Source organism: Vibrio sp. T3Y01 (assembly GCF_013114525.1).
GTDB lineage: Bacteria > Pseudomonadota > Gammaproteobacteria > Enterobacterales > Vibrionaceae > Vibrio > Vibrio chagasii_B.
In genome coordinates this window covers 1-18809 of sequence record NZ_VTXJ01000035.1, presented here as the reverse complement: position 1 = coordinate 18809, position 18809 = coordinate 1, and the positions used below count along the sequence as shown (strand labels likewise).

The 18809-nt window shown below is 45.1% G+C and carries 14 protein-coding genes and 1 tRNA gene; 3 read left to right on the top strand and 12 right to left on the bottom strand.

The annotated features are described in order from the left end of the window. Positions 1-32 precede the first annotated feature (32 nt). Complete coding sequence (rnr, locus tag F0232_RS24045; RefSeq protein ID WP_105057816.1) at positions 33-2534, bottom strand: ribonuclease R; 2502 nt, start codon at positions 2532-2534, stop codon at positions 33-35. A 249-nt stretch (positions 2535-2783) separates the two neighbouring features. On the opposite strand from rnr, the gene F0232_RS24040 reads away from it, so the two are divergent. Then, positions 2784-4193 (top strand): amidohydrolase, encoded by a 1410-nt coding sequence (locus F0232_RS24040; protein WP_105057815.1) that lies wholly within the window; start codon positions 2784-2786, stop codon positions 4191-4193. 128 nt (positions 4194-4321) lie between these two features. On the opposite strand, the gene F0232_RS24035 is transcribed toward F0232_RS24040, so the two are convergent. Both F0232_RS24035 and F0232_RS24030 read right to left on the bottom strand, forming a co-directional pair. Then, complete coding sequence (locus tag F0232_RS24035; RefSeq protein WP_004741283.1) at positions 4322-4957, bottom strand: tetratricopeptide repeat protein; 636 nt, start codon at positions 4955-4957, stop codon at positions 4322-4324. Positions 4958-5243: 286 nt separating this feature from the next. Next, positions 5244-6560 (bottom strand): adenylosuccinate synthase, encoded by a 1317-nt coding sequence (locus F0232_RS24030; RefSeq protein WP_061034268.1) that lies wholly within the window; start codon positions 6558-6560, stop codon positions 5244-5246. Positions 6561-6732: 172 nt separating this feature from the next. On the opposite strand from F0232_RS24030, the gene F0232_RS24025 reads away from it, so the two are divergent. Then, positions 6733-6921: a DUF2065 domain-containing protein gene (locus tag F0232_RS24025; protein ID WP_105057814.1), complete on the top strand. Its 189-nt coding sequence runs from the start codon at positions 6733-6735 to the stop codon at positions 6919-6921. A gap of 203 nt (positions 6922-7124) precedes the next feature. Here F0232_RS24025 and hflC read toward each other — a convergent pair whose 3' ends face one another. The 8 genes from hflC to tsaE form a co-directional block, all read right to left on the bottom strand. Beyond that, positions 7125-8105 carry a protease modulator HflC gene (gene hflC, locus F0232_RS24020; RefSeq protein WP_008223939.1) on the bottom strand — a complete coding sequence of 327 codons (981 nt, stop codon included), beginning with the start codon at positions 8103-8105 and terminating at the stop codon, positions 7125-7127. Positions 8106-8107: 2 nt separating this feature from the next. After that, a complete protein-coding gene (gene hflK / locus F0232_RS24015) occupies positions 8108-9304 on the bottom strand; it encodes an FtsH protease activity modulator HflK (RefSeq protein ID WP_008223941.1) in 1197 nt (398 codons plus the stop codon). Between the two features lie 27 nt (positions 9305-9331). Continuing rightward, a complete protein-coding gene (hflX, locus tag F0232_RS24010) occupies positions 9332-10639 on the bottom strand; it encodes a ribosome rescue GTPase HflX (protein ID WP_061034267.1) in 1308 nt (435 codons plus the stop codon). Between the two features lie 44 nt (positions 10640-10683). Next, positions 10684-10947 (bottom strand): RNA chaperone Hfq, encoded by a 264-nt coding sequence (gene hfq / locus F0232_RS24005; protein ID WP_004741290.1) that lies wholly within the window; start codon positions 10945-10947, stop codon positions 10684-10686. A gap of 193 nt (positions 10948-11140) precedes the next feature. After that, on the bottom strand, positions 11141-12073 hold the full coding sequence (gene miaA / locus F0232_RS24000; RefSeq protein ID WP_004741291.1) for a tRNA (adenosine(37)-N6)-dimethylallyltransferase MiaA: 933 nt from the start codon (positions 12071-12073) through the stop codon (positions 11141-11143). A gap of 142 nt (positions 12074-12215) precedes the next feature. Continuing rightward, positions 12216-14393 carry a DNA mismatch repair endonuclease MutL gene (gene mutL, locus F0232_RS23995; protein WP_105057813.1) on the bottom strand — a complete coding sequence of 726 codons (2178 nt, stop codon included), beginning with the start codon at positions 14391-14393 and terminating at the stop codon, positions 12216-12218. 75 nt (positions 14394-14468) lie between these two features. Further along, positions 14469-16190, bottom strand: coding sequence for an N-acetylmuramoyl-L-alanine amidase (locus F0232_RS23990; protein WP_105057812.1), 1722 nt, complete (start codon positions 16188-16190; stop codon positions 14469-14471). After that, positions 16184-16648 (bottom strand): tRNA (adenosine(37)-N6)-threonylcarbamoyltransferase complex ATPase subunit type 1 TsaE, encoded by a 465-nt coding sequence (gene tsaE, locus F0232_RS23985; RefSeq protein ID WP_008223947.1) that lies wholly within the window; start codon positions 16646-16648, stop codon positions 16184-16186. The genes F0232_RS23990 and tsaE overlap by 7 nt, the downstream gene beginning before the upstream one ends. Before the next feature lie 223 nt (positions 16649-16871). Between tsaE and queG the strand changes: the two genes are divergently transcribed. Then, complete coding sequence (gene queG / locus F0232_RS23980; protein ID WP_105057811.1) at positions 16872-18014, top strand: tRNA epoxyqueuosine(34) reductase QueG; 1143 nt, start codon at positions 16872-16874, stop codon at positions 18012-18014. A gap of 612 nt (positions 18015-18626) precedes the next feature. On the opposite strand, the gene F0232_RS23975 is transcribed toward queG, so the two are convergent. Further along, a tRNA-Gly gene (locus F0232_RS23975) sits at positions 18627-18702 on the bottom strand. Between the last annotated feature and the right edge of the window lie 107 nt (positions 18703-18809).

The following is an 18809-nucleotide window of genomic DNA, read 5'->3' as shown; positions in this document are numbered from 1 at the left end:
CATTACATTCGTTGTTAACGCTTGGCGATGTCTTAAGACTTATCCGCCCTTGCCTTGCGCGTTGCTGAGCGCTTTTTCTTCGCTCGAGCTTTTGCTGCACCGGTCTTATTACGCGATTTTTTCTTTTTCTCAGAAGCTTCTGAACTACCATCTGGTCGCTTAGTTGGCTCAACTAATGGTTTAGCTGCGATACCCGGTTTGTTGCTCTTCACTGCGGCGCGTTTCTTACTTTTCGCCTTTTTCATTGCTTCAGCAGCACGCTTCTTGGCTGTTTTACCTTTGCCACGAGGCTGACGAGCAGTGTCTTCCAAATCAAAATCAATTTGGCGAGTTTCTAGATTAACCGCAGAAACCTTCACTTTAACCGAGTCACCCAAGCGGTAGATGTTACCAGAGCTTTCACCCACTAGGCGCTGACCAACCGCATCAAATTGGTAGTAATCGTTCGCTAACGCCGAGATGTGTACCAGACCATCAATGTGCAATTCCGTTAGACGCACAAAGAAACCAAAGCCGGTAACGTTGGCAATCACACCGTCCATCACTTCACCGACGTGGTCTTGCATGTATTCACATTTCAGCCAGTCGTTCACTTCACGAGTTGCATCATCGGCACGACGCTCAGTCATTGAACACTGCTCGCCGTAGAAGTCCATTTCATCGAAAGTGTAGTGGTAACCGCCCGTTGGTGTCCAACGTTCGCTGTTACGCCCCTCTTCTTTCGCAATAAGGTACTTAATTGCACGGTGCAGTAGCAAGTCAGGGTAACGACGGATCGGCGAGGTAAAGTGAGCGTAGCGTTTTAGCGCTAGACCAAAGTGACCTACGTTATCAGCGTTGTATACCGCTTGCTTCATCGAGCGTAACAGCATAGTTTGGATTAACTCGCGATCTTCACGCTCGTTAATTTGCTGCATTAGCTTTGCGTAATCCGTTGGTGACGGAGACAAACCGCCGTCTAGCGATAAACCAAGTTCACTTAGGAAGTCTTTAAAGCCTGCTAAGCGCTCTTCACCTGGAGTTTCGTGAATACGGTACAGCGATGGCTCTTTCGCTTTCTCCACCAAAGATGCAGACGCGATGTTCGCTAGAATCATACACTCTTCGATGATTTTGTGTGCATCGTTGCGAACAACGGGTTCAATACGGTCAATCTTACGATCCGCATTGAAGATGAACTTAGTCTCTACCGTTTCAAACTCAATTGCGCCACGCTCGTCACGAGTCTGCTTCAGTACTTTGTACATTCTGTGCAGCTCTTCTAGATGCGGTACTTCTTGTACGTAACGCTCACGAAGTTCTTCGTTGCCATCTAGGATTGCGCCTACTTTATTGTAAGTAAGACGAGCGTGAGAGTTCATCACCGCTTCATAGTGCTTGTAGCCAGACAGTTTGCCTTTGTCTGAGATAGTCATCTCACACACCATACATAAACGGTCTACTTGTGGGTTCAACGAACATAGGCCGTTAGAAAGCACTTCTGGCAGCATTGGGACTACTTGTGACGGGAAGTATACCGAGTTACCACGGTTGATCGCTTCTTTGTCTAGCGCAGTATCAGGGCGAACATAGTAGCTTACATCAGCAATCGCTACCCATAGGCGCCAACCTCCACCTTTCTTCGCTTCACAATAAACCGCATCATCGAAGTCACGTGCATCTTCACCATCGATAGTTACCAATGGCAATTTACGCAGGTCAACACGCCCTTCTTTCGCTTCTTCAGGGACATGCTCACCCAAGTTAGCAATTTGCTTATCGACAGCTTCAGGCCACTCATTTGGGATCTGGTGGGTATGGATAGCAATCTTGGTTTCCATGCCCGGAGCCATGTTCTCACCAAGCACTTCAGTTACCTTACCCATCATGTTACGAGAGCGACCGCCACGGTCAGTAATTTCAATCACAACCACATTACCCATTCGAGCTCCGCCTTTATGCTCGGTTGGGATAAGGATGTCATGACTGATACGTGAGTCATCAGCAACCACATAAGAGTGACCATACTCTAAGAAGAAACGGCCAACAATTGGCGTGGTACGTTCTTCAAGTACGCGAACTAAACGACCTTCACGACGGCCACGCTTGCTGTTGTCCGTTGGCTGAGCCAATACGTAGTCACCGTGCATGATGGTTTTCATCTGATGGTGTGGCAGTAGAATATCGTCATCCTTGCCTTTGCTACCATCAGGGCGAACCCAACCATGACCGTCTTTATGACCAATCACGTAACCTTTCACTAGCTCTAACTTTTCAGGTAACGCGTAGCATTGGCGACGAGTGAAGACCAGTTGTCCATCACGCTCCATAGCACGTAAACGACGACGTAGCCCTTCATATTGCTCCTCTCCAGCAAGGCCAAGCGCTTCGAATAGGTCATTGCGGTTCATTGGGATATTCGCTTCCGTTAGAAACGATAAAATGAACTCTCGGCTTGGTACTGGATTGTCGTAATTCTTCGACTCTCGATCGGCAAAAGGGTCAACATTAGTGCTAGCTGTCGTGTTTTCTGACATCGGTGTGTTTTTTGACATAGGCGGGCCTGCTTAAGCAAGGAAGGTATATACCCCTAGTATATCCGATGCTAGAGGTAAGCTACAGATATGCTTTAGAAAACCCGAAAATAACCTCAGATTGATACATATCTTCATTTTGTGAAACATCACTTCATCATCACAAACTACCATAAGAATTTCGCGCAAACGATAAAACAAACGTTTGCCTCACGAATGAAATGCACTATTATCCAGACACTTTTACCAACTCCTGTTCTGAGTATTGATATGAAATTGAAACGCACCTTATTGGCTTCAGCAATGGCGAGCCTTGCGCTATTCCCATTCGCAAGTTCTGCGATGGAAAAAGCTGACCTAATGATTACCGATGCGATGGTTCTAACCATGAACCAAGACAAAACGGTTTATGAGAGCGGTACGGTTGTCGTCAAAGACAACAAAATCATTGCGGTTGGCGATGCTTCACTAAAGAAGCAATACAAGGCTGAGCAAGTGCTAGACGTGGATGGCGACATCGTGATGCCAGGTCTTATCAATACTCACACCCACGTATCAATGACGGTTTTCCGTTCACTGGCTGATGATGTTCCAGATCGACTACACCGCTACATCTTCCCACTAGAGAAGAATTTAGTATCACGCGACATGGTACGTATTGGTGCCAACTTAGGTAACGTTGAGATGGTTAAAGGTGGTGTGACGACTTACGCCGACATGTACTACTTCGAGGATGAAGTCGCAAAAACTGTCGATAAGATTGGTATGCGCGCCATCCTTGGTGAAACCGTGATTAAGTTCCCGGTTGCCGATGCGGCTAACGCCGAAGAAGGTATCAAGTACGCGCTGAACTTCATTGAAGAATACAAAGATCACCCACGTATCACTCCGGCATTTGCACCACATGCGCCTTACACCAACACTACAGAGATCCTGCAGAAGATTTCTAAGTTATCACTAGAGCTCGATGTACCAGTGATGATCCACCTTGCAGAATCGCACCGTGAAGTGGAAAAGATCGCAGAGCGTTCAGAAGGCTTATCGCCGGTTCAATACATGGATAGCATTGGTGCACTCAACAAAAACCTAGTTGGCGCACACATGATCCTAGTTGATGACCATGACATTGAGCTTGTTAAAAAGTCGGATATGGGTGTGGCTCATAACATGAGTGCGAACATCAAGTCGGCGAAAGGCGTATCACCTGCACTACAGATGTATGATGAGAATGTACGTATTGGTTTAGGTACTGATGGCCCAATGTCTGGCAACACTCTGAGCACCATTGATGAATTCAACCAAGTTGCTAAAGTTCATAAGCTAGTCAATAAAGATCGTGCAGCAATGCCGCCGATCAAAGTGATCGACATGGCAACAATGGGCGCAGCAAAAGCGCTACACATGGAAGACAAGATCGGCTCCCTTGAAGCCGGTAAGCTAGCAGATATCATAGTGATCGACACTAAAGCACCAAACATGGTTCCTGTTTACAACCCATATTCAGCACTGGTGTATTCAGCTAACTCTGGCAATGTTCGTCACACGATCGTCGATGGCAAGATCATCATGCAAGATCGAGACATGCTAACAGTAGATGAAGATAAAATTCGTCAGGAAGCGCTCGATTTCACTAAGGTAGTTCGTGAAACCGTTATCGAATCTGGTGAAGTAGTCCAATAAGTTCGCTATCGAATAACATGACCATCTAAACGTAAAAAGCCCCGCACTAATTCTATTAGGCGGGGCTTTCTAGATCTTGTGACCTGTAATAATGAGTGCAGGAATCATTACAGGTTTCTTGTTCTGTATTACCAGAATACGTCTCGACGTTTTGCTCGAGCGATAATATTGTCTGGCATTCTCTTTTCCAAACCACTTCGCAATACAGTAATACGCTTATGTTGCCTTTGATCTGCCGTGACAGAGTTGTACAACCAGCGGTAGGCATCTTCGTAATCTAATGGACTGCCATAATCACGTAACAGCAATTCTGCTAGATGAATACTGGCACTCAGATTCCCCAAAGAGGCCGCTTCACGCAGGTATGGGATCGCACGTTCTTGGTCTTGTTGAACCAAAGTTCCACGAGAATAATAACGACCCAATTGCTCTAGTGCTGCGGGTAAACCTTGGTGTGCCGCGTTTTCCATATAGTAAAGACCAAGCTCTACATCTTGAGGAACGCACACGCCCCACGCCAGCATATCGCCGTATAAAAACTCATAAGAAGGCAAGCTAATACGCGTTGCACGAGCAACGATATCTTCAACTAACTGGCACTTATCAGCTTTCACTCGCTCTAGGTGTTGATTATTCTCGATTAAATTAATCAGTTCAGCTTCTGTATATATTGGAACTGGCTCCCCGACATCAGCCAAATTTGCATGACTCAAGGGTGAGCTCAGCGCCATTATCAATGAAGCTGCCACAATTCGTAGCTTCATACCTGCACTCTTTTATCGGTTTTAAAAACGAATCGAGCTTTTGGACAACCCAAACTCAATTACATTTCACTCACTATGATATCTGTATCGGCAACTCAGCGTATCGCTTTAGACAAAACTTGCCGCTAATGGGCAATATTTTGCCAGATGGCGTTCAAAAGATCATCACAGACGGCTTCGTTTTCAAATTGCAGGTATAAAAAAGCCGACTTAAGAAAGTCGGCTTTTAGAAAACGATTTAATTATCAAAGCACTCAAGGTGCAGTGGTAATCACTCAATCAGGCATTATGCGCTGTATGGGTGAACCTTGATGATAGTTTCGTTACGGTCTGGACCAGTTGATACGATATCAATTGGCACACCTGTTAGGTCTTCGATACGTTTGATGTAATCAAGAGCAGCTTGTGGAAGCGCATCAATTGACTTAGCACCAAATGTGTTCTCGCTCCAACCAGGCATTGTTTCGTAGATTGGCGTCGCTTCTTCGAATGACTCAGCAGCCATTGGAGAAACTTCTAGGATAGAACCATCTTTCATCTTGTAACCAGTACAGATTTTTAGTTCTTCTAGGCCATCTAGAACGTCTAGCTTAGTTAGACACATACCAGATAGAGAGTTGATTTGGATTGCACGACGCATAGCAACAGCATCGAACCAACCAGTACGACGTAGACGACCAGTAGTTGCGCCAAACTCGTGGCCAACATCACCTAGGTGCTTACCTACTGGGTCTTGCTTATCAAGGCCATCGTATAGCTCAGTTGGGAATGGACCAGAACCAACACGAGTACAGTAAGCCTTAGTGATACCAAGGATGTAACCGATGTGACGAGGACCGAAACCAGAACCTGCAGCAACACCACCAGCAGTAGTATTAGAAGACGTTACGTATGGGTAAGTACCGTGGTCGATATCTAGTAGCGTACCTTGAGCACCTTCGAACATGATCTTGTCGCCGCGCTTACGTGCTGCGTCTAGTTCGTCAGTTACGTCGATAACCATTGAAGTTAGTAGATCTGCGTAACCCATGCACTGCTCAAGTACATCTTCGTAGCTTACTGTTTCAGCTTTGTAGAAGTGCTCTAGTTGGAAGTTATGGAATTCCATTACTTCTTTTAGTTTTTCAGCGAACATTTCTTTATCGAAAAGGTCACCAACGCGTAGACCGCGACGAGCAACTTTATCTTCGTAAGCTGGACCGATACCACGACCAGTTGTACCAATAGCTTTCGCGCCACGAGCGATTTCACGCGCGTTGTCGATAGCGATGTGGTAAGGAAGAATTAGAGGACAAGCTTCAGAAACGAAAAGACGCTCGCGAACTGGGATACCGCGCTCTTCAAGAGGCTTCATTTCTTTAAGAAGTGCTTCAGGCGAAAGTACAACACCGTTACCGATAACACATTTAACGTTATCGCGCAGGATGCCTGATGGAATTAAGTGAAGAACGGTTTTTTCACCGTCAATTACAAGTGTGTGACCTGCATTGTGACCGCCTTGGTAGCGAACCACGTATTTTGCATCTTCAGTTAAAAGGTCAACGATTTTACCTTTACCTTCATCACCCCATTGGGTGCCTAGAACGACTACGTTATTTCCCATCTTTCCAATTTCTGTTGCTAATTAAAAATGGATTCTAGCACTGAATCACACTTCTTGCAGTCACTTTTTGTTCATAAACGTTAACGCTGTACAAAAATAAAACAGCGATTACGAAGGGCAGATCGCTAAAGATGCTGATATCATTATATTTTTATAGATATAAGGCAGCATCATGTCTGATTCAATTTGGCTCGCAATTGGGCTTGTTCTCATCGTTGAAGGGCTTGGCCCGTTAATCGCACCAAATGGCTGGAGAAATATGGTCGCTCAACTAAGCGAGCAGCCCGATACTCAATTACGCCGCACTGGTGGCTGCCTTGTTGTCGCTGGCGCCGTGATCGCCTTTATGACACATCACTAACTCACGTCATCGCTTCTTAGAATAGCTGCTCTGCATCATTCCTTAGCATTGCTAACTGATAGATAGTTCGAGCAACAACTCTCCTATTGAAGCTAAAAACAACTGCCCCAAAAAGCAAAAAGGCTCCCACTATGGGAGCCTTTTAAGTCTTAACGTGTCTCGTGATTGAAGGTCAGCGTTTGCTGCTTCAATAACTGATCAGCTTATTTCGCTGGAGCACCGCTCGCTTGATTCATGTATTGGAAGAAGTCTGTCTTCGGATCCAGTACTAGAATGTCGCTCTTATCGCTAAATGATGACTCATAAGCTTGCAGTGAACGCATAAAGCCAAAGAACTCAGGATCTTTGTTGTATGCATCAGAGTAGATCTTCGCCGCTTCTGCATCTGCATCACCACGAGTTACTCGAGCAGTACGGTCAGCTTCAGCAAGTACTGTCGCAACTTCTAGCTCAGCTTGAGCACGGATAACTTCAGCACGCTCACGACCTTGAGAACGGTGCTTACGAGCAACCGACTCACGCTCTGCACGCATACGCTTGTAGATAGAGTCACTGATGTTGTCTGGAAGGTTGATTTTCTTCATACGGAAATCAACAATCTCAACACCTAGATCTTTCAGCGCACTTTCACGAGTATCTGCAAGTACGTTTTCCATGATCTTGTCACGCTCACCATCCACCTCTAGGGCTTCAGCAGCAGCAACTGTTGTCACTTCTTCGCTATCAGCAGAATCTGGCAGTACATCGTTATTACGAGGACCTGATACGATTTGCTTGATTTCACGAGAACCGATTTCAGAACGAAGAACGTCTGTCACTTTACGCTCAAGAAGTGCTTCTGCTGTTAGTGCGTTACCACCACCTGTTGCTAGGTAGTATTGACCGAAGTCTTGGATACGCCACTTAACGTATGAATCGATGATCACGTCTTTTTTCTCAGACGTTACGAAACGGTCAGAACGGCCGTCCATTGTTTGAATACGTGCATCAAGAGTTTTCACACGGTCGAACAATGGCAGTTTGAAGTGCAGACCTGGTTCGTGGATACGAGAGATGTCGTTAGTATCTTTCAATACACGACCGAAACGAATCACGATACCGCGCTCGCCTTCAGGAATCACGAATACTGACATCAGTAGCAAAGCTAACGTAACAACCAATACAGGGATCATTAATTTACGCATTATTAGTATCTCCCTTGACGTGAGCTATCTGAACGAGACTGAGAGCTCGACGCTGGTTCAGGTTGAGTTTCTAGTTCAATCTGATCGTAAGTCGATGGTGCCTTTGTTGAGCGAGTGCCCGACTGAGAACCACCTTGAGCACCTAGCTTATCAATTGGTAGGTACAACAAATTACCGCTTGATTCAGAGTCAATCAGGACTTTAGATGTACTTGAGTACACTTTTTCCATTGTATCTAGGTACATACGGTTACGTGTTACTTCTGGAGCTGCTTGGTATTCAGGTAGCAGTTTCTCGAACTGAGCTACTTGACCTAGAGCACCATTAACTGTGCGCTCAGAGTAACCAACCGCTTCTTTCTTCAAACGCTCAGCACGACCTGTTGCTTTTGGAAGAATGTCATTTCGGTAAGCTTCAGCTTCACGTTCAAAACGCTCTTCATCCTCACGAGCCGCGATAGCATCATCAAATGCATCTTTAACTTGCTCAGGTGGACGTGCTGACTGGAAGTTCACGTCAACAATAAGAATACCCATATCGTAGCTATCGATAATACGGTTAAGCGTTTCTTGAGTGCTTTGACGAATCTGTTGACGACCACTTGTTAGGATGCTGTCCATCAGTGAGTCACCGATTACTGCACGAAGCGCAGAATCAGTCGCCTGACGTAAGCTGTCGTCCGCATTCGTTACACGATACAAATATTTGTATGGATCAGATACACGGTATTGAACACCCATCTCAACCGTAACTACGTTTTCGTCTTTCGTTAGCATGGTGCCAGAAGCACGTAGAGAACGAATCGCTTGAACGTTTACTAGCTGCTCATCACTGATTTGATCGATGAAACGTGGATGCCAGTTAAGACCAGGTTCTTCAATACGGTCGAATTGACCTAATCGAAGCACAACTGCTCTTTCTGCTTCGCCAACGGTGTAGAAACCTGCGAAGAACCAGATAGCAATAGCAATAACGGCAATGACACCAAAGCCAATTGCACCGCCACCACCAATAGATGGCCCGTTTCCGTTACCACCTTTTTTACCAAACTTGCCACCCAACTTTTGACTCAGCTTGTTAAACACTTCGTCTAGGTCTGGCGGTCCTTGATCTCGGCCACCGCGATTATTTTTATTACCCCAAGGGTCATTATCGCGGCCGTTATCGCCGTTGTTATTTCCAGGCTCATTCCACGCCATTAGAAAGCTCCATCATTTGATATGACGTTATACTGTAGCAGTCTCTGAGGTAACGATAAAGTCACCCAAGAGCGCCCCTTCTCTTTTTTCAAGTTTAGACCAATCTATCTGTTGCATTCGGATATCTATCAACAAGTTACCATTTTCATCATACTCTTCCTGTTGAATACATTTCAGCTGGAAAAATAAACTACGAATTCGGCCTTGATGTTGATGCGGAATACACAGTCGGTATTGAACCATTTGACTCGCTAAACGCTCAGTTAAAGCTTCAAACAGCAGTTCAATACCTTCGCCTTCCATCGCAGAAACCCAAACAGCGCGTGGTGCGCCCTCTTCGTCTCTATCAATGCGAGGTTTTTGGTCTTCCATGCAGTCAATCTTGTTCATGACTACAAGGGTTGGCACTTCATGAGCATCGATTTCTTCTAATACATCATGAACAGCCTGAATGTTCTCACGAAAGCGGTCATCACTGGCATCAACAACATGTAACAAAATGTCAGCTTCCTGCGTCTCTTGTAACGTAGCCTTGAACGCAGCGACCAAGTCGTGTGGTAGATGACGGATAAAACCTACGGTATCTGCGAGAATCGCAGGCCCGACATCTGACAAATCAATCTTACGTAGTGTTGGGTCTAGTGTTGCAAACAGTTGGTCTGCCGCATAAACACCGGCACTAGTGATTCGATTGAAAAGCGTTGATTTCCCCGCGTTGGTATAACCAACTAAAGAAACGGTTGGGATCTCAGCTCGATTACGAGCACGTCGTCCTTGTTCACGTTGCTTAGCTACCTTAGCTAAACGACGTAATATTGCCTTTATACGGTCACGCAACAAACGTCGATCGGTTTCCAGTTGAGTTTCACCTGGACCACGAAGACCAATACCACCTTTCTGCCTTTCAAGGTGAGTCCAACCACGAATCAATCGGGTAGAGATATGACGAAGCTGAGCGAGCTCAACTTGTAGCTTACCTTCATGAGTTCGCGCACGTTGTGCAAAGATATCTAAGATCAAACCCGTGCGATCAATCACACGACATTTACACAATTGCTCGAGGTTTCGCTCTTGGGCAGGAGAGAGGGAGTGGTTAAAAATCACAATTTCAGCACCGGTCAGCTGAACAGCTTGTGCGATTTCTAGGGCTTTACCTTCTCCGACATAGTATTTAGGGAGTGGGGATTGGCGGCTACCAGTAATCACTTGTAGCGTTTCTACCCCCGCAGAGGAGACCAGCATTTCGCATTCGCTTAGGTCTTCCCATTCTCCCTCATGCGTGAAGTTGATATGAACAAGTACGGCTCGCTCACCGGATTCATAACGGTCAAACAAGCAACCAACTCCTTATCACAGCATTTGCTGTGTTAATTGAACGATTAATCTTCTGTCTTCTCAGCACGATCAGATGGAGCACGTTGCTCGCCGCTGTGGTGACTTACTGCACGAGCAGGAACCACAGTAGAAATCGCATGCTTATAAACCATTTGGTTTACAGTGTTCTTCAGCAAGATCACGAATTGATCGAAAGACTCGATCTGACCTTGCAGCTTAATGCCGTTTACAAGGTAGATTGAGACTGGAATGCGCTCACGGCGGAGTGCATTTAGGAATGGGTCTTGTAGCGATTGCCCCTTAGCCATTTTATTTTCCTTATTTTGTATTTTGTTGTAATTATTTAGCTAGTGGTGCACAAAAAGGTGCGGCCTTTGCATCTGAGCTAAATGAATAAAAAAACTCCGTTGTTATTGAAAGGCTGTGATTTTAAAAAGCCTCAATAACGGATCCTTTCCAGAGTATATTCACGCAAAAGCGATCACATTATACACAGCAATACTAATCAGATGCTATTGCATCTGAAAGAGTTTCTAACGCTTGATCAATGTTTTCGCTATCCAACCAAGTTAAATCATCCCAACTGCGCAACCAGGTGATCTGTCGCTTGGCCAACTGACGGGTTGCACAGACACCACGGAAAACCGCTTCGTCTAAATCACAATTACCGTCTAAATAATCCCACATCTGCCTATAACCAACGCATCGGATCGATGGCAGTTCAGGGTGAAGATCTTCTCTGGCGTACAGCGCCTTCATTTCTTCTTCAAATCCTGCTTCTATCATCTTCTCGAAACGCAGCTCAATGCGGCGATGGAGTTCCTTCCTTTCCTTGGGAGCTATTGCAAATTGTTTTACACGAAATGGCAGGCTATCGCCTTTCGTTTGAGTTAGCTCTGTTAATGTTTTACCCGAAATTCGATAAACTTCCAATGCCCTTGAAAGCCTTTGTGGATCATTTGGGTGTATTCTTTCAGCGGATACGGGATCAATCTCTCTTAATTGATCATGTAATGCTTGCCAACCTTGCTCAATAGATTCCGCTTCAATCTGCTTACGAATCTCGGGATCCGCAGCCGGTAGTGGCGATAAACCTTCCAACAACGCTTTGTAGTAAAGCATAGTGCCGCCCACCAAAAGAGGAATCTTGCCTTGGGCAACGATCTCGTTCATCTCTTTCAGTGCATCACGACGAAAATCTGCCGCAGAGTACGCTTCGCTTGGGTCAAGAATATCAATCAAGCGGTGAGGCGCGAGCGCAAGCTCTTCTGCATCCGGTTTAGCGGTGCCAATATCCATGTCTTTGTAGATAAGTGCCGAATCGACGCTGATGATCTCTACTGGGTATTTCTGACGTAAGCGGATAGCTAAATCTGTTTTTCCTGATGCCGTTGGGCCCATTAAAAACAACGCTAAAGGTAATTTTTCAGTCATGATAGTTAGTATTTGTTTCTCAGTTATAGCGCTTTATAGCAAAGGGCTTTTGTCACGATGGATTCACTTTCACAAAAGGTCCCATCGTAAAAATAAAATCATACACAGCCTAAGCCGTAAATATGCTTAATTTATCAATAAACTAAGCCATAAATGCCGCAATAGTCGCCGAAAAGTCGATAGGATTAACAAACTCAGGATCATCTAATGGAAGTAGACCATGCCAAAGTTGTTCAAGTTCCCCAACTAATTGAACCGCTTCAGATAAAGTGTAGTCGCTTTTTACTTGTGCGGTTTGAATCCCGATCCAGTTAACCAAAGCTGGCAACATGTCATCAGGTTGCTTCACTGTACTCTGGGCATTTATTGAAGCCGCGTACGATAACAGATCTGGGATCAGAATTTGTAAGTTTTGCTGCCTTAATGGAGAAGGAACCCCCATCACCATAATGGCTTCGCTATTTCGAACCTTAAGTTCAATACCAAGACGAGACAGTGGTTGGTTTAATGTCTTCGCTACCTCAACCAATTCACTGCCAATTTTAAGCGACAAAGGCACCAGTAATGGCTGGCTTTTTAAGGCTCCGCTTCGTGCATCCAGCTGGCCAATAACGCGCAGTAATTCCGCTTTAGCCAAAGAGACCAACACGCAACCATTCTTATTGCCCATCATCAGGTACTGACGCTCGACAATCGAGACGGCCTTACCTAAATCGGTAACCGGTGTTCTTGGCTTCGACTGAGGCAGCTTCTGTTGAGGCAACTCAGTATCGCTTGGTGCTGTTTGCACCACCGGCTGTTGAGCATCTGATGGCTCTGCTGTTTGGCGCTCAAAGTCTGGCGTTTTCAACAGCTCTTTGTAAGCGCTCACCTCACGCTTCGAAGGCGCTGGTTCGGCGTGGTGTTGGTGTGACTCTTTCTCTTTTTTCGGAGCAGGTCGTGATTCTATCCACTCTTGACGAGGCGAACCGGTAAAACTGGTTTCACGAGCAGACGAGTTTCGGTTAGCAGGTGAGCCCAAATTACTTGAAGAGTCTCTATTCGACGGTGAACTATAGCGCTGACGACCATCATTAACGCTATGTTGAGGCTGATTATAAACTTGCTCAGATTCTGCTTTTCTCGGATAGGCTGGAGTCTGCTCAATCGCATGTCGCACTCTTTCAGAAACCTGCGATTGTTCCGAATGAGCTGGGACATTGCTTTCTGGAGCGCTAAAGTTCGTCATCTCTTCCGCTTCAGGCACAGAACTATCTTGTTGATAGTTAGGGGCTTCTGATTGATGGAAAGCAGATTGATTAATAGGCGCCGCATCGATTTGCTTACTTTGTGCTAGACCATCACTCAATGCCTGATAGATGAAGTCATGCACCAGACGCGCTTGATGGAAGCGCACTTCATGTTTAGCAGGGTGAACATTCACATCGACTTGATGCGGATCCAATTCAATGAAGAGTACATAAGTTGCAAATTGGTCTGGGCGCAAGCTAGTTTCGTAGCTTTGACGAATCGCGTGATTGATCAGTTTGTCACGCATCATGCGACCATTCACATAACAGTATTGTAAGTCGCTTTGCTGTCTTGCCCCTTCTGGCGTAGTGATCCAGCCATGAAGTTTCAATCCTTGGTGCTCAAGCTCTATCTTAAGCATATGACGAACAAATGGATTACCACATACCGCAGCAATTCGTTTTTCGGCTTGAACCTCTGTCTTAGCAGCGCGGTACTGACGAATCATCTTGCCGTTATGACGAAGATTGATCGTCACATCAAAGCGACTTAATGCGATGCGCTTAAGCAGCTCATCAATATGAGTGAATTCGGTTTTTTCAGTACGTAAGAATTTTCGGCGTGCCGGGGTATTGAAAAACAGATCCAACACTTCAACCGAGGTGCCAATTGGATGCGCGGCAGGCTGAAGCTTTACCTGCATGTCTCGGCCTTCACTGTGCGCTGCCCAAGCTTGATCTTGGATGGCAGGGCGTGAAGTCATGGTTAAGCGCGCTACTGAGCTGATACTCGCTAGCGCTTCACCACGGAAACCTAGGCTGACGATCGCCTCAAGGTCATCAAGAGTATGGATTTTAGAGGTAGCGTGGCGACTTAGTGCGAGAGCCAGTTCATCTTTTACGATGCCCTTACCGTTATCCCGAACACGGATCATCTTAGCGCCGCCTTTCTCGATATCAATATCGATACGTGTCGCGCCGGAATCCAAACTGTTCTCAACCAGCTCTTTTACAACAGAGGCTGGCCTTTCTACCACTTCACCCGCTGCGATTTGGTTCGCTAAGCGAGCTGGCAGTATTTTGATCGTCATATTTATAGCTACCTTACTGCCATTCAGAGAAGCCCTTCCGAGCTTAGAAGGTACTTCTATGTTAGTTAAACTCGATTATTTATGAGGAATAATCAGCACTTGTCCAATCGCCAGTTCATCAGAGCGTAGCTTATTCGCTTGGCGAATGCTGTTCACACTCACGCCGTACTTCGCGGCAATCTTGCCCAAGTAATCACCTCTTGCGACTTTATGTTTGCGTAGAGGAACATCCTTCACCTCAACCGTAATACGTAACTTTTGGCCCACTCTCACTGTTTCTGATTTTAGACGGTTCTCACGTTTAATATCAGCCACCGACACTTTATAACGGCTAGCGATCTTGCCTAAGTATTCTCCAGACTTAACCGTGTGAGTGATAGTCTTAGTTTTAACCGCACTGCTTGATGATGAGCTTGAAGCACCGCCTGGAATCTTAAGCACTTGGCCAATAGCTAGGCTGCTCGACTTCAGATTGTTGTACTTCATCAATGCTTGTGTCGATGTGCCGTACTTACTCGCAATCACAGATAATGACTCACCACGAGACACCTTGTGCTGGCTAACACTACCTGTTGATGATGTTGCATTCGACAAGATAATCCCTTCTGGCGGGTTCGCTTTCAGGTACTTGACCACAGCTTTAGTCACGGCACGTGCAAGCTTATCTTGGTGCGAACGTTGGAAAAGTAACTTCTCTTCCGTTGGGTTTGAAATAAAGCCCGTTTCTACCAATACTGATGGGATCTGCGGTGAGCGCAATACTGCCAAGCTCGTATTAATCGGCTTACTGTTGTGCAGTTTAGCCACTTTACCCATTTCAGAAAGAATCGCTGTTGCCAGTTTATAGCCCTCTTTTTGAGAGTGGCTAAATTGCAAGTCCAACAAGGTTTGGTTTACGTTCTTATCATCAATATTGCTAGTGAAAGCAGCGCCGCTGCCCCCCAACAATTCTGATTGCTTCTCTTTATTTTCAATCCAACGGGAGATTTCTGTATTCGCACGTCGAGTGTTCAGTACAAACACCGAGCCGCCTCGTGGTTGAGGTGTGGTAAAGGCATCCGCGTGAATAGAGATCAATAGGTGTGCTTCATTTTCACGAGCGATAGCAACACGTCGATTGAGGTTTACGAAGTAGTCAGCATTACGAGTCATGCGAGTTTTGATACCCGGAACCGCATTCAATTGAGCAGCTAACTTCTTTGAAATACTCAGCGTCGCATCTTTTTCATATTTACGACTTGGACCAATCGAGCCTGGGTCTTCACCACCATGGCCAGGATCAATCACGATCAAAATATCTTTCTGACGCTTAACCTGGTTGATGTCTTTACTTACCGTTGGATTACTTGGTTTTGTAGCTGGTTTACTCTTGCTCACTGCACCATGAGGCAGATCGATAACCAAGCGGTGCCCGTATTGGCCGCCCGGTGTTGGGCTCAACTTAAAGAGTTCAGCTTTAGAAGATTTCTTCAATTCGAAAACTAAGCGATAGGTTCCCTTCTGTGGGGGAGAGCTTTTACGAACTTTAGACAGTACTGGGCTGTCTTTCACCACCACCGGTAGCTTAGTGGCCAATTCGGTATTTTTTAAATCAACGACCAAGCGGCGTGGGCTACTCAGTGTGAAATAGCTAAAGTCGACCTCAGATTTAAGATCGATAACCACACGCGTTTCTTCAGGAGAAGGCCAAACCCTCAAACCTTTTAGTGAATTCGCAGAAACCAGTGATGAAAATAGTAAGGAGAAAACAGCAGCCATCATGGCTACTGTTGGAAAAAGGCGTCTAGAAATCAACATAACTCCAACTGACTAAGTAAGCGCTGTCCGTATTCACTATTAGCGGTTAAAGAAACAATACGGTGATCGTCTTGGTAACGAATATCAATATCCATGTCCGCTTCTGGCAGTAATCCATAGCCCTTCTCTGGCCATTCAACCAAACAGATCGCGTCAGGCGTAAAGTAATCACGAATCCCCATAAACTCGAGTTCTTCAGGGTCGGCTAGGCGGTAAAGATCAAAATGATACACCTGCCAATCTGCAAGTTGATAAGGTTCAACTAGAGTATACGTTGGGCTCTTTACATTTCCTTGATGACCAAGTGCTTTTACAAAGCCGCGACTAAACGTCGTTTTACCTGCGCCAAGATCACCATGCAGATAAATCGTTGTCTGCTGTGAGCAAAGATTAGAAAGCTCCGTTCCTAGTTGAATCGTTGCTTGTTCATCTTTCAAAGTAAATTGTTTAGTGCTCATGAATACGTTCTCTAAAAATCGATCGTTGACTATATAAAAATCAAAAGAACAAGAATAGTAAACCGTGATGCTTTTGGGAGACAAGCACTCAAGTGTAAGTTCTATGAAAAATACTGTTCAAAACACGTCTGTTCTGGTCAACACCACTAAGATCCGTTAAGATCCGCCCCCCATTTTTGCCGAACCGAATTTTAGTTATCCTTATCTCTATAAGAATGAAGCCATGAATCTAGACCATCTTGCTGAAAAAATTAAAATTTGGGGAAAAGAGCTAGGCTTTCAAAAAGTTGGCATCTGCGATGTTAATCTCAGTGAACATGAAGCCCCTCTTCAAGCATGGCTAGATGCAGGTCATCACGGCGAAATGGATTGGATGGCCCGTCATGGCATGATGCGCGCACGTCCTAATGAACTTCACCCAGGAACCATTCGAGTGATCAGTGCCCGAATGAACTACCTACCACCAGAAGCTCAATTTGCCTCAAACCTCAGTGATACCACTCAAGGTTACATCAGCCGTTATTCTTTAGGCCGCGATTATCACAAATTGTTCCGTAACCAATTGAAAAAGCTGGGGCAAAAAATTGAAAAAGAGGTCGAAGGTTTAGACTCTCGTCCTTTCGTCGATTCGGCGCCTATTTTAGAAAGACCACTAGCTCAAAAAGCAGGGCTAGGCTGGACAGGCAAACACTCACTCATTCTCGATAAAGACGCAGGCTCTTGGTTCTTCTTAGGAGAGCTACTGGTTAACATCCCTCTTCCAACGGATGAGCCGAGTGTTGACGAATGTGGCAAATGCACCGCATGTATCACCTCCTGCCCAACTGGCGCCATTATTGCTGATGGTGTGGTTGATGCTCGCAAATGTATTTCATATTTAACGATTGAATACGATGGCGTAATCCCAGAAGAGTTCAGAGAAGCAATTGGGAACCGAATCTATGGTTGTGATGACTGCCAATTGGTCTGCCCATGGAATCGTCATGCTGATATCACTGAACAAAAAGACTTCCACCGTAGAGAAGATTTTAAAGAAGCTGACCTCGTTTTACTCGCAAGCTGGGATGAAGCGACCTTCTTAAAGAAAATGGAAGGTTCAGCGATTAGACGCATTGGCCATACCCAATGGTTACGCAATATCTATGTTGCTATGGGTAATGCGCCATTCCAACAACGTATTGTTGAAACGTTAGAGTCTCACCGAGGTAATAACGACCTGTTAGATGTTCATATCGAGTGGGCTTTAGAAAAACAATTACAGCAATTGCCGAGCATTATTGAGGTTCAAAAAGGTAACAGCAAAGTCGCAACTAAAAAGCACCGGCTGATACGCATCGTTGAGAAAGGACTACCAAGAGATGCTTAGCCCTATATATGCCAATGCATGACAAGCTAGCTCTTACTAACAGTCCAATATTTAAGACAACTCGTTGCACATAATTTTAGAACAATGTTTGACCTTGTTCTCAATTTTGACAATGTGGAAAAAATTCAGAACTCTCGTAAACTTCCGACACCTGCGCAAAGTTAAACACAGTACCGATAAATGATTAAGATCAAAAAACAACAAGTTAACGATCTTTAGCTTAATTCCACAAATACACCTAAACCCATAAAAAACAACAAGTTACGAACATCAGAATTCAGCTAATATATTGAAAATAAGAAAGATCTTTTTGAGATATATAAAGAATTAAGCCTGAAATAACTTTATCAACCAAGTTATCCACATCTAACTATTTGTGGATAAGTCTGTTTATAGATGTGAAAAACCTCAAGTATCTGCTTCAGAGACCTGATGTTTACTAGCATTCCAGTTGCTAAGAAAAATTTAAGACAAAAAAATATCCACCATGATGGAGGATTATTTGCTTTTTTGGGGGATTATGCTTCGCAGCATTAAAGAAAGAGCGTGACCTTTGTGGTCGCCTTTAAACACAGAGATTTAAAGTACTTATTAGCTTTTTTAGAAGAAAGCTGGAGCGATACATCGGGTTCGAACCGATGACCTCAACCTTGGCAAGGTTGCGCTCTACCAACTGAGCTAGTATCGCATAAGTTAACCGCTATCGCGTTTAACTGTAATGTGGTTGCGGGAGCCGGATTTGAACCGACGACCTTCGGGTTATGAGCCCGACGAGCTACCAAGCTGCTCCATCCC

Bases quoted from the DNA above. Each gene is read 5' to 3' on its own strand.
- F0232_RS24035 (WP_004741283.1), bottom strand. From the start codon at position 4,957: ATGAAGCTACGAATTGTGGCAGCTTCATTGATAATGGCGCTGAGCTCA.
- F0232_RS24030 (WP_061034268.1), bottom strand. From the start codon at position 6,560: ATGGGAAATAACGTAGTCGTTCTAGGCACCCAATGGGGTGATGAAGGT.
- F0232_RS23990 (WP_105057812.1), bottom strand. From the start codon at position 16,190: ATGTTGATTTCTAGACGCCTTTTTCCAACAGTAGCCATGATGGCTGCT.
- mutL (WP_105057813.1), bottom strand. From the start codon at position 14,393: ATGACGATCAAAATACTGCCAGCTCGCTTAGCGAACCAAATCGCAGCG.
- hfq (WP_004741290.1), bottom strand. From the start codon at position 10,947: ATGGCTAAGGGGCAATCGCTACAAGACCCATTCCTAAATGCACTCCGC.
- hflC (WP_008223939.1), bottom strand. From the start codon at position 8,105: ATGCGTAAATTAATGATCCCTGTATTGGTTGTTACGTTAGCTTTGCTA.
- F0232_RS24025 (WP_105057814.1), top strand. From the start codon at position 6,733: ATGTCTGATTCAATTTGGCTCGCAATTGGGCTTGTTCTCATCGTTGAA.
- rnr (WP_105057816.1), bottom strand. From the start codon at position 2,534: ATGTCAAAAAACACACCGATGTCAGAAAACACGACAGCTAGCACTAAT.
- miaA (WP_004741291.1), bottom strand. From the start codon at position 12,073: ATGACTGAAAAATTACCTTTAGCGTTGTTTTTAATGGGCCCAACGGCA.
- tsaE (WP_008223947.1), bottom strand. From the start codon at position 16,648: ATGAGCACTAAACAATTTACTTTGAAAGATGAACAAGCAACGATTCAA.
- hflK (WP_008223941.1), bottom strand. From the start codon at position 9,304: ATGGCGTGGAATGAGCCTGGAAATAACAACGGCGATAACGGCCGCGAT.
- queG (WP_105057811.1), top strand. From the start codon at position 16,872: ATGAATCTAGACCATCTTGCTGAAAAAATTAAAATTTGGGGAAAAGAG.
- F0232_RS24040 (WP_105057815.1), top strand. From the start codon at position 2,784: ATGAAATTGAAACGCACCTTATTGGCTTCAGCAATGGCGAGCCTTGCG.